Origin of the sequence: Mesotoga sp. UBA6090 (assembly GCF_002435945.1) — a bacterium.
Taxonomy (GTDB): domain Bacteria; phylum Thermotogota; class Thermotogae; order Petrotogales; family Kosmotogaceae; genus Mesotoga.
Genome location: NZ_DIXC01000034.1, coordinates 1 through 11,727, shown reverse-complemented (window position 1 = coordinate 11,727; position 11,727 = coordinate 1). Strand labels below are relative to the sequence as shown.

The window sequence follows — 11,727 nt, the reverse complement described above, 5'->3', positions numbered from 1 at the left end:
ACTCTTCGATGGACTTAGAATCAACCCAACACTCGCCAGAAACGAATGACACGAATGAGGTCATCTATCGGAAACTGCGTGAGAATTTTGACGGTAAGATTGTACGCAAAGACTTAACTAAGGCTATTAAAGAAGGTGCAAATGTACCAGTCTATGTCTTAGAGTTTTTGCTTGGGCAGTATTGCTCATCCGATGATCCAAAGATAATTGAGGACGGGGTGAGAAACGTAAAGCAAATTCTTGCGGAGAACTTCGTTCGTCCTGACGAAGCACAGAAAGTGCTGTCCGCCTTACGTGAACGTGGTAGCTATACAATCATCGATCGCATCACGGTGAACTTGAACATTAAACAAGACCGCTACGAAGCAGACTTTTCAAACCTCGGTATCCGTTTTATTCCCATATCTTCGGGTTATGTATCGAAGTATGACCGGCTGCTCTGTGGTGGTATCTGGTGCATTGTCGGGCTTGAATATGAATACATTGAGGAAGACAAGAAATCTACACCCATCCGCATTGTGAAACTGACACCGATTCAGATGCCTCACATTGACATGGACGAGATCAAGAACGGTCGTCATGCCTTCACAAAGGACGAGTGGATCACTATTCTGCTCCGCTCCACGGGCATGGAAGCCGACCGTTTTACCAACCGCGAGAAGTGGCTACAACTTGCCCGTTTGCTTCCCCTAATAGAAAACAACGTAAACCTCTGCGAACTGGGACCCCGAAGCACAGGCAAATCGCACCTCTACAAGGAGATTTCGCCTAATTCTATTCTTGTTTCAGGAGGACAGACGACGGTCGCTAACCTCTTCTACAATATGTCGAGCAAGCAAGTCGGTCTTGTGGGTCTATGGGACTGCGTAGCTTTCGACGAAGTGGCTGGAATTACCTTCAAGGACAAAGATGGCGTTCAGATAATGAAAGACTACATGGCTTCCGGCTCATTTGCCAGAGGCAAGGAGGAAAAGGCGGCTTCCGCTTCAATGGTTTTCATAGGTAACATCAACCAGAGTTTGGATGTACTGCTGAAAACTTCGCACCTCTTTGATCCATTCCCTGAAGCGATGGCGTATGATACAGCGTTTCTTGACCGTATGCACTGCTATATTCCCGGTTGGGAGATACCAAAATACCGTCCTGAATCGTTTACAAACGACTACGGATTTATTACAGACTATCTTGCCGAGTTTATGCGAGAAATGCGGAAAGAGTCTTTCGGCGATGTATGCGACAAGTACTTCCGTTTTGGCAACAACCTAAACCAGCGTGATGTTATTGCCGTCCGCAAAATCGTGTCGGGCTTTACGAAATTGCTATATCCGAACGGTGAGTTTACGAAGGATGAGATTGAGGAAATCCTGACCTTTGCTTTCGAAACGCGTCGCCGGGTAAAGGAACAGCTAAAGAAAATCGGTGGTATAGAATTCTACGATGTGAACTTCTCTTATATCGACAATGAGACCTTTGAAGAACGCTACGTTTCCGTGCCGGAACTGGGCGGTGGCAAGATAATCCCCGAAGGCTTGACTAACCCCGGCAATGTCTACACTGTATCTCAGAGCAAAAGCGGTATGATAGGCGTGTACCGTCTTGAAACTCAAATGTTACCCGGAAACGGGAAATTCGAGCGTACAGGGCTTGGGTCTGACCGTGATGCAAAGGAAGCCACAAATACGGCTTTTAACTATCTGAAAGGTAGCGGCAATCAGATAAGCGGGCAGCTTAGTACAACTACAAAGAACTACATCATCAACTACCAAGACCTCAATGGCATCGGGATGACAAAGTCTCTGACCCTGCCAACTGTGATAGCGCTCGCGTCTTGTGCGTTGAGCAAGCCTACTCTTTCGAGCCTCGCGGTGCTCGGGGAAATCAGCATCAGCGGCACAATCCTCAAGGTAGAAGAATTGGCAAGCGTCCTGCAAGTCTGCCTCGATGCTGGAGCGAAGAAGGTACTGATACCCATAACATCTGCCGCCGAACTTGGAGCAGTTCCGTCAGATCTCATAGGCGCGTTTAGCTTGATATTTTACAGTACACCGCAGGAGGCTGTGTTTAAAGCTCTAGGTGTTGAATAACTTATGATGAGAGGGTTTCTAGCAGTTTCACTGAATTGGGAGGAATCGTGGTGCCTTCGAATCTTGATTGTTTCAAGAAGGATCTGGAATCATTACTCAAACAAGGAGAGCTCCTTCTATTTGCAATGTATTATGAACAGAAACCCAAGGAGATGATGCTCAAACTGAAGGAGAATGATAGGAATTCCACTGAGAAAATCTTCAAGAGATTGCCCTCTTTTATAGACAAGTATCAGTTGTGGTACAGTGAAGCACTTATACTAATCAAACAACTACTGCCGGACAGGATTATCGATTTCATTAGTTACTACGAAAAGCCCAAATCTCGCAAGACTATCAGCTACGAAAACTACAAAATTTCTGATTACTTGCAAGGCCTAGTTTCTAGTAGAGGCGAAACAAAGATCGTTGGTCCGGATGCGGCGATTCCTCAATTCAAGCAACAGCTGGCAATCCTTGAGTCTGCAAAAAGAAGATTTGAGAGTTCTCTCTTTGATATTCGTCAGCTTGTTCAGGCAGATCTCTTTGATTCGGAGCTTGACGAGGCAGAAGAGTTGTTGAAGCATGGATTTGAAAGGGCAGCGGGAGCTGTTTCAGGAGTAGTGCTCGAACGTCACCTAATGCAGGTTTGTGATAATCACAGGCTCTCAATTAGGAAGAAGAATCCAAGTATCTCGGACTTCATTGAATGCCTGAAGAGCTCCAACGTTATTGATACCGCTCAATGGCGATCTATACAATTCTTGGCTGATATTAGGAACAAATGCGATCACAGCAAAAAGGATGAACCCACTGCAGAAGAGGTTGAGAAACTGATTCAAGGTACTGCTGAGATAATCAAGACACTATTCTAGAGGGTTAGTCGGTAAGAAACTGATTGACCTTCAAGACGGAAATCGGAGTGAAGCGATGTTTGATAATTTTGAAGTCGAAGGGCAGGGTTCTTTCGGCCGAGAAGGTATAACTCTTTACAGAGGAAATGCGAAGTTCATTTGGAACGCCTGTGAATCTTTTGCAGAAAGAAAACTCTATCTTGAAGCCACAACCTCGGATTTTTCGTCAAATATTGTTCCCGCAGTAAATGAAGATGAGTTAATAGATTTTGAGGGTACAACACATGATCGAGCAGTCTTCAAAGCCAAGTGGCTTAGCAAAGTTTCCTATAACTTTAGTTGGAGCAAAGGTGTCGTTAATCGCACATTTGGATATCACGTACAAGAACTCGAGCTTGGTGACACTAAAGAAGAATTAGACAAGATAGAGTTCTATTTGCCGAATGCATTTTTTCCATTCATGAATCATTCCAAAGACGATCCGCCTTCAGGCTTAAATACGCCTATCCCATTAGAACTCAAATACCTTGACAAGAGCTACGTAGTTGTTATTGAAGATATAACAGACCCGGAAATGGTGAAAAGTGCTTTGGATCACATCACTTTGAGGCTTACTGTACAATCGAAAGACTCAGAACTGCGCAAATCAGACGTTGAAGAACTTGTTAAGTACATATTGGAGATTATGAGTGTAGCTTATGGCGATCAACTTCCTTGGTCATTCATGATAGCTTATAGAAAGGAAGTTGAGCAGTTTAGACAATACAAGAGTGACTACATCTGCTCACACAGAATTCACAGAACTCTTGTAAGCATGCAATTTCCAGAAAACTTGAAGAATCTTATAGAGTCTTGTTTTACTACTTACTCTCAAATGACTGATAAGAAGAGAAAGGCTTTGAAAATTCTTAGTCAAGGTATTCAGATGTCTTCTGAACGTCTATTCTTTCCTCTTCCCTTCATAATCTTAGCATCCTCTATTGAGAGTTTCGCTTCACTAACACTACCTGATTCCTCCAACAGCCTTCTCTCAAAGGCAGAACGAAGATCTTTGAACGATTCATTCAAAGAGTGGATCAGAGAGAATTTACTAGCCTATCTCGATAATGATGAAGACAAGCAATGGGTAATTGAAAACAGCAATCAGAAACTAGCTTTCATGGTTCAGAAATCTCTAAGAGAGAGGATAATCGCATTGTTTGAAAAGTTTGATATAGAACACAAAATTGACGTGATAGGAGAATTCGTGAAGCGTCGAAATGAAGGAACACATCAAGAGTACAGATATACCTCTGGAGACTACGAAAAATGGTGTAAGGTAGCAGCGCTACTAGAGAGACTCATACTGAAAGAATTGGGTTACAATGGGCAGTTCAATGATTGGTATGAGATACAGCCAGTGGCGAAAGAGCTTTCACAGGTTCTCGAAAAAGGTCTATAGAGTACACCCGTGCCATGAATGCTGAAGCTAGAATGAAAGACTTTTCAATATGGCGTATTCTTTAGTAGATATGGTTGTCTCACACTGTAGTACAAATTCCAAGGAGTTTGAAACATGACTGACGAGAAGATTCTCGAGTATATTGAGTGGTGCAAGAAGCAGAAGTTAAGCTACAAGGAAACTATGACTCTCTTTGAAGGAAGCTATGATTCGGAGACCAGGAAGAGGGCAGAACTGCTTTGGCGAGCACATTCTGGTTCAGAAACCGAAGTTGTTTCTAATTCTGAACAAGAGCAGGTAGAACTAGCAAACACTTTCGAAAGTAAAACAGACCATTATTGGCCTAAGTGGACCAACAATAGATTCGCAAGGATCTTGATCCTTATCGGTATTGTCTTTGTTTTGGCGATGATAGTGCTTCTAGTGATTCCCGTTCGCTACTATGAAGAACTTCTTTTCGAAAAGAGTTGGAATTACGGAACATTGTCAGGATTAGAAATCAACATTGTTCTCAAGAGCAATTACATTCCAATTGAGCCAACAGTCTTGAATATGAGAGCTAGCTTTAGGGGTATTGTTAATACGTATCGTGAATATGCTGCCGTGAGAGTTGTTGCATACAAGAGTTTTTTCGCGGACAAACCGTATGCTTATGGAGATTACGTAGACGGGAAGCTAGTGAACTTCAAGATTTACTGAAGGGTCGAAATACTTGCTAGACTTTTGAGGAGGATTCGTAGTGGTTATACAGCAATACTCGGTTAATCAACACCCAATTCAAACTTTGCTCACGTGGGTTCAGTCACAGGCAGTTGCCATACCAGAGATTCAACGGCCCTTCGTTTGGGACGCGATTAAGGTTAGGGATCTTCTGGATTCTCTTTATCAGGGTTATCCCATAGGATACCTTATTGCGTGGCAGAATCCGAATGTCAAACTAAAGGACGGCACTAAATCGGTTGGCAAGAGAATTCTTATTGACGGCCAACAGAGAGTCACCGCATTGATGGCAGCGCTATTGGGTCAGAAAGTAGTTACCAAGGACTATCGCAGGATTCGGATAGCCATTGCCTTCCACCCGTTAGAAAAGAGGTTCGAGGTTACTAATCCCGCTATAAGGAAGGACAGGAACTGGATTCCAGACATCTCTGCAATCTTCAGACCTGATTTCAGATTGATTCAGGCGGTGAAAAATTACTGCGAATTGAATTCAGTTGAGAACGAAGACGAGATTTTTGAGAGTCTAGAGTCACTAAAAGGCATCGTAAATAACCCGATTGGCTTGATTGAACTCAATTCCGATCTGGATATCGAAACAGTCACGGAAATCTTCATAAGAATCAATTCGGCAGGCTCAGTGCTTAGTCAAGCGGACTTTGCGATGTCGAAGATCTCTGTGAATGAAACATATGGCGGCAACAATCTCAGGAAAGCAATAGATTATTTCTGCCATTTGGCCATTGCTCCGGAGTTCTATCAACAACTCCAGGAGGTGGATGAAGAGTTCACCAGGACTGATTACTTCGGCAGGATGTCTTGGCTAAAGAATGAAAATGATGACTTGTATGATCCTTCTTATACAGACATGCTTAGAGTAGCTTTCACTTCGAAATTCAAAAGGGGTAGATTGCAGGATTTGGTTGCGCTTCTTTCCGGCAGGAATTTCGAAACGAGAGAGTTCGAAGAGGAGATTTCCGAACGCTCATTTGATCTATTGAAAACCGGCGTTATGGATTTCATGAATGAAAACAACTTCAAGAAGTTCATCATGATTCTCCGTTCTGCAGGTTTCATAGATAGTTCTATGATCAGGTCCCAGAATTCGATCAACTTCGCATACATCATGTATCTAACTCTTCGCGAGATGAATTGCGATCAAGCGGAAATTGAATCGTTAGTCAGAAAGTGGTTTGTTCTTTCAATTCTTACGAGTCGTTATTCCAGTTCTCCCGAATCTACTTTTGACTATGATATCAGGAGAATACATGAGAATGGGAAGTCCTTCATAGAAAATGTCTTTTCAGCAGAGCTCTCGGATGCTTTCTGGGAGGTAGGCTTGCCGCAGCAAATGAATACTTCGGTTTCCAGCAGCCCTTCTTTCAATGTCTATCTTGCGGCTCAAGTGAAGCTTAAAGACAAGGGTTTCCTTTCACGCGATATCTGCGTCGCAGATCTGGTTAGCCTAAAGGGAGATGTTCATCACATTTTCCCGAAGGAATATCTGAAGAAATTCGGACTTACCAGAGGAAAATACAATCAGATTGCTAACTACGCGATGACACAGAGCGAGATCAACATTGCTATCAGTTCTAAGCCGCCTTCGCAATACCTTACAGAAGCTCTAAATCAATGCAATGGTGGGGGTCTCAAGTATGGAGGTATCACGCTGAAGTCAGAAATGCTTGAGAACTGGAAGATGAACTGCATCCCTGAAAACACAGTGAATATGACAATAGACGACTATGAAGAATTTCTCGAGGAGCGACGTTATCTCATGGCTCAGAAGATAAAGAGGTATTTCGCGGTTCTTTGAGCGATAATTGAATAGATATTCGATGTGTTTTCTGGACGAGGTGTGGAAGTGGATTTCGATCGAAACAGAAATAACATGACAGGAAAAACCATATGATTCTACACTACTTCAGGAAGTACTGGTGGGTGGTATCGGCTGCGATCATTGCGCTTGCTTATGTGATCCCTTATCAGGTGGTTATTGGTCTGCTCTTTGCGCAGGTAATTACTGTGAGTCTTGTCTCATTTAGGATCAGGAATTATTCGAAGCCCGAGCGAAATGTGAAGAACCTACGGAATCTTCTCGTTCTTGAGTTCAAGGACCTTCTCGAAAGCTATGGAATATCCTGTGATTTTCCTCCAAGGGGTGATTATTCCTCCGTTGATCTTATCGCGGACATTTTCGGAGAAAAGACGGTGTTCTCCATTAGAGAAGGCAATGATGAGATCCATAAATCCGAAGTGCAAAGTCTCGTCGCTTCTCTCTCGAAGCACGGGGCAAAGCGCGGAGTCATTTTGGTCGATGGTCTGCTGCCGATTGAGGCAAAGAGACTGGCCGAGAGCTACGGCCTTGAATTTAAGAGATATGAGAAGTACAAGGAAGAAATTCAAGAAGAGCTCGGTTCTCAGCCTAATCTCTGCCATGCTTGCGGAAAATTGATCGATCAGAATCAGAAGGAGCTTTGCAGGAGTAATTCGGAGCTTCTGGGCGGAAAGTTATACTGCCATGAACACTTCAAGGAGATCATCGACAAATCGAGTGCAGAAACAATCTAGGAGGTGAAGCTTCGGAGTTTATCCGAGAGCATGGCATCCTTGTCTATGCTGGCAATCACAACTTTGTCAGAAATCTCATTGTCCACGAGGCTATCATATATGTTGAAGTAGAGGTAAAGCTCTTGATCAATGTTAGATAGGTTGTAATGACCTTTTAGCTGTACCTCGGGTGGTCTATCTATTAGCCTGGCGACTCTCACTCCCGGGAAATCCTCCTGTATTTCTTGGAGCATCTCTTCAATGAATACATCGTCACCGGAATTCACCGCATTATACATCGCATGCCATTGAAAATAACCAACTAATAAAGAGGAAGCTAGATTCTCGATAGATGTCTCGAAAATCCCCGAGTAAATCTCCTGAGTGTAGCTTATCGCTTCGTTCTGAAAGACGTGGTACGGCAGCATCATTAGAAGAATCGTTACGACAAAAATGAATATGACTAGCGTAGATCTTATGTACCTTAGTTCATCAAATCCTTTCACGTTCCACCTCCCACTGCATTGCTTAACTTCAAAACTTTTGATTAATCATATCACTCACTCCTTCGATTCAAACAAAAGGATAATTACTGTTGCCATCTTGAGAGCTTGACAACTGTTCTGTGCAAATAAGTCGAGTTAATTTGTATGTTTTGTTCTGAATGTTAAATCGTGTATAATCATGATTGCTTTACTAATTTCTTTCGGGGGGCAAGTTGAAAAGCGGGGATTCAACCTATGGGATCCTGAGCATAAGGGATCTTAGAATAGGTATGCGGCGGAGGAATGTCAAAGTCCAACTGCTTGAACATGCGCCATCCAGAGATCAACTCATGAAGATCACAGAAATCATCTGGAAAAGACATGGCCAGGACGTTGAAGAACTCACGACAGTATTCTTTTTGCCGGGAATGGATCCGAAGTCAGCGGCGTATGCGTTTGAAGGGTGTTAAGAAGAATGAGAGAAGCTATGTGACCATAAGACTCTGAGATTTTTGCAGCATCAGTGTCTATGCTTGTCATCTCTAGGCAAAAATAGACTTGTTTCTTTTCTAGTTGAGATGTCAAGAAGTAGTTCCAAGGTGATTCAATTGAAACGTCCTCGGGTAATCCTTATCAGAAGAAACGCGCTTGTTAATTAGCAGAGTTGGAATTTGGCGCAGCAAAGATGCTACAGTTTATTATTAGAAAGGAGGTGGAGAAGATGCTATTTATCGGCTGGCTGTTCTTGATATTAGGAGTCATCTTGGCTTTTCTTCTACCATTTGTAGGCATTCCATTAATCGTGATTGGTGTGCTCCTCTTGTTAGTGGGTAGAGGGCAAAAATATGGAAAATATCGCTACAAGGAGGAGAAATACAAACTCAAAGCAGAAGAAGACCCAGAGAATGCTGAGAAATACCTTAGAAAGGCGCGCAAGAGCAAAGTGAAGGCTTCGAAATTTGAGAGATAGCGATTCAACAAATCCTGTGCAATCAGGTGATTTCGAGGTAGGCTTGTGAGTTCCAGTAGTTTTTGTTTGCTTTTCATCGAACATCTCGACTAATCCTATGATATAGCTAGGACGTGTTTGCATTGAGAAAGGCCGCTGCTTACGCAAGAGTCTCAACACTTCATCAATCTGATCTCAGCCTTGTAGGTCAATTCGAAGAATGCGACAGATACGCCGAGAGCAACGAAATTGAGATCGTTGGGTACTTCGCAGATAAGGAAACAGGAAAAGTCAATCGAAGGGAACAACTCGATGAACCGATCGATCACGCTAATAGAAGAGAGTTCGAGTATCTTTCGTGACAGACTCGCTTTTTTACATTTCGTTTTTTTCGTGACAGACTCGCTTTTTTACATTGAGTTCATATCGGCCACTAAGTAGTGCATTTGCTGCAAGCTGAATATCTACGATAAAGCAAGGTCCAGGAACTTGACAAACTGAATTGCAGTTCGCGAAGCGAAAGATGAACTGTGTCACAAAGTATTGCTGGAAATTCAATGAACGTCTGAGAGGGATTCTTTTCGAACCCTTCGAGCGATGGGACCGTGAAATGAAACAAAATACCGTGGAGTTGACAAAGTTGACAGGAAGAACATATAATATAGGAGAAGAGCATGGATCTGATGAAGAAGAAGCTGTTCTTCAATGTGCTTAGGAACAGAATACAAGAGATTATTGAAAACCGGGAATGCAATATATACTTGCTCAGTGATGCAAAGAAAAACATAGATCTGATGAATGCTTTCTACAAGTCAGGAATAAGAGAGCATTATGATGTGCTTGAGGCCACGTGGAAGGTGGCGAAAGATATCTGTCCCGATGAGATCAAGGATGATAATCAAAGAGATTCATTCACGATTGTTGTCTGGAAATCCTTACCGCTTGAAACAATACTCAGAGAGCTTGAGATTGCTGATGATGAATTTCCGGCGCCAGAAAACTATGAATACAAAGACAGAGTCTATTTCAAGCTGAGTTATAGCTTCAATGAAAGGCTGATCTGTCTATCTTTGCATATTGGAGAGTACGGGAGTTGATTTAATGATATGTCCCGAATGTGGAAAGAAAATGCGCCTATCTAGGGAAGAGAGTGTCGAGAGTTTCAAGGGAAGTCAAGTCAGACTTTCCTACGATGTCTATAGATGTGATGAATGCGGGAATTCGTATGTGGATGCCAGATCTCTCGATGAAGCCTGGAAGAAGATCTGGGACGATTATGAGAAGACTAATTGCATCCCCTCGCCGTCAGATCTCAGGAAAGCCAGAGAGAATCTAAACCTCACTCAGGAGGAGATAGCGCTCCTGCTGGGAAGAACGAAGTCTCTGGTTTCCAAGCTTGAAGACGGCTCGAGAGCTCTTTCAGACAAGCTTCTCGAATCTTACACGAATTACATAATGCCAGGCGGAGAAGACTTCATCTCTTTCGTTAATGCCGCTGCTGTCCAGGGAAGGATCTCGCCGGATGATCGAGACAGAATAGTCGGCAAGACCGGTATTGGAAATGAATCCCGGCTCTCTCTGAGAGAAAGGATGATAATTGAAGCTCACGGAAATACCGAAACGCTCCTCAATGGCTTCAAGGTCTTTTCAGGAAGAACTCTAAGTGCAGTCGTGGGGCGTTTTCTATCAGAAATAGGACCTCTTGATCATATGAAGCTATTCAAGCTTTTGTTCTATTCCGATTCGCTTTCATTCGAGAGAAGGGGAATGTCCATTACCGGTCTCAGGTATATTGCCAATCACTATGGACCTACTCCCGTGAAGTATGAAGACGTCGTCTCTTATCTTAAAGAGGCCGGAGTGGTCGAAGAAGGCAAGAAAGCGTATGTGATGGTCAAAGGAACGGCGATGCCCGATCATTTACCCAACGAAGAAGAGGAGATCATCAAGACGATTGTGAAAAGATATGGTCGTCTTACAAGCACAAAGCTCTCATCTCTATCTCACGAAGAACCGTGCTGGAAAGAAACTGGAGAGAAAAAAGTCATAAGGTACTGCAAGGGAATGATCAGAAACCTGTCCCGCTTGAACGAGCAAATGAACGGGGCAGACTCCTAATTCTTACGAGAACTGAAGCCTTTATTGTGTCATTATGCGAACAATCGGCAATATATTTAAACATTGCCATTTGTCCTAATTGTAAGTTGATTGGTTTGAAGGACTAGGATTTTGGTGAACATTTGCAGAAATGCCGTGTCGAAATGATAGAATAAATTATGAAGGCACTAGAAAGAAGGGAGAATTATGGCAACAAGAACATTCGAGAAAGAGATTTACATCGACCAAAAAGCTGCGGAGAATATGGTTAAAGCAATGAAAGCTGCAAAGAAGCGGCCCAAGGAAGAGTGTATAGACGTTAGAGCCTCCATCGAGAGGAGTGTATCTCTATTACCAGAAACATTACGCCGCTAAAGGCCCTGCTAGACAAATACGAAGAGAGTGAAGTGAGGGAGGTTTTATCCCTCTTTTTTTGCTCGAAAAACAGCGACGTCGAAACGTTTTTAACTCAACTTTGACAGCAAAAGGGAATAAATCGCAGGAAGAAGCTCTGAAAGGTGCATAAGTTCGTGATAGATATTTGAATCGTCTTTGAAATGCGGTGCCACGT

The 11,727-nt window shown here is 43.0% G+C and carries 13 protein-coding genes; 12 read left to right on the top strand and 1 reads right to left on the bottom strand.

The window, feature by feature from the left end:
* Positions 1-8 precede the first annotated feature (8 nt).
* From brxL to B3K42_RS04960, 6 genes are all read left to right on the top strand, one after another.
* Positions 9-2,084: a protease Lon-related BREX system protein BrxL gene (brxL, locus tag B3K42_RS04985; RefSeq protein WP_110989702.1), complete on the top strand. Its 2,076-nt coding sequence runs from the start codon at positions 9-11 to the stop codon at positions 2,082-2,084.
* 50 nt (positions 2,085-2,134) lie between these two features.
* Positions 2,135-2,938: a hypothetical protein gene (locus B3K42_RS04980; RefSeq protein ID WP_110989701.1), complete on the top strand. Its 804-nt coding sequence runs from the start codon at positions 2,135-2,137 to the stop codon at positions 2,936-2,938.
* Between the two features lie 55 nt (positions 2,939-2,993).
* Positions 2,994-4,358, top strand: coding sequence for a hypothetical protein (locus B3K42_RS04975; RefSeq protein ID WP_110989700.1), 1,365 nt, complete (start codon positions 2,994-2,996; stop codon positions 4,356-4,358).
* A gap of 114 nt (positions 4,359-4,472) precedes the next feature.
* Positions 4,473-5,057, top strand: coding sequence for a hypothetical protein (locus B3K42_RS04970; protein WP_110989699.1), 585 nt, complete (start codon positions 4,473-4,475; stop codon positions 5,055-5,057).
* Between the two features lie 40 nt (positions 5,058-5,097).
* Positions 5,098-6,891 carry a GmrSD restriction endonuclease domain-containing protein gene (locus tag B3K42_RS04965; RefSeq protein ID WP_110989698.1) on the top strand — a complete coding sequence of 598 codons (1,794 nt, stop codon included), beginning with the start codon at positions 5,098-5,100 and terminating at the stop codon, positions 6,889-6,891.
* A gap of 92 nt (positions 6,892-6,983) precedes the next feature.
* On the top strand, positions 6,984-7,646 hold the full coding sequence (locus B3K42_RS04960) for a restriction endonuclease (protein ID WP_110989697.1): 663 nt from the start codon (positions 6,984-6,986) through the stop codon (positions 7,644-7,646).
* On the opposite strand, the gene B3K42_RS04955 is transcribed toward B3K42_RS04960, so the two are convergent.
* The gene (locus B3K42_RS04955) at positions 7,643-8,131 is read right to left on the bottom strand and encodes a hypothetical protein (RefSeq protein ID WP_258367083.1); all 489 of its coding nucleotides are present in this window, start codon (positions 8,129-8,131) and stop codon (positions 7,643-7,645) included. The two genes, B3K42_RS04960 and B3K42_RS04955, sit on opposite strands and share 4 nt — an antisense overlap.
* Positions 8,132-8,343: 212 nt before the next feature.
* Here B3K42_RS04955 and B3K42_RS04950 point away from each other — a divergent pair, with 212 nt between their 5' ends.
* From B3K42_RS04950 to B3K42_RS04925, 6 genes are all read left to right on the top strand, one after another.
* Entirely contained in the window at positions 8,344-8,580 is a 237-nt protein-coding gene (locus tag B3K42_RS04950) for a hypothetical protein (protein WP_110989696.1), read from the top strand.
* Between the two features lie 194 nt (positions 8,581-8,774).
* Positions 8,775-9,080 carry a hypothetical protein gene (locus B3K42_RS04945; protein ID WP_146227021.1) on the top strand — a complete coding sequence of 102 codons (306 nt, stop codon included), beginning with the start codon at positions 8,775-8,777 and terminating at the stop codon, positions 9,078-9,080.
* A gap of 122 nt (positions 9,081-9,202) precedes the next feature.
* Positions 9,203-9,421 (top strand): recombinase family protein, encoded by a 219-nt coding sequence (locus B3K42_RS04940; protein ID WP_181419018.1) that lies wholly within the window; start codon positions 9,203-9,205, stop codon positions 9,419-9,421.
* A gap of 312 nt (positions 9,422-9,733) precedes the next feature.
* Positions 9,734-10,156, top strand: coding sequence for a hypothetical protein (locus B3K42_RS04935; protein ID WP_110989693.1), 423 nt, complete (start codon positions 9,734-9,736; stop codon positions 10,154-10,156).
* 4 nt (positions 10,157-10,160) lie between these two features.
* Complete coding sequence (locus tag B3K42_RS04930; RefSeq protein ID WP_110989692.1) at positions 10,161-11,177, top strand: type II TA system antitoxin MqsA family protein; 1,017 nt, start codon at positions 10,161-10,163, stop codon at positions 11,175-11,177.
* Positions 11,178-11,363: 186 nt separating this feature from the next.
* Entirely contained in the window at positions 11,364-11,531 is a 168-nt protein-coding gene (locus tag B3K42_RS04925; RefSeq protein ID WP_181419017.1) for a hypothetical protein, read from the top strand.
* Positions 11,532-11,727 lie beyond the last annotated feature (196 nt).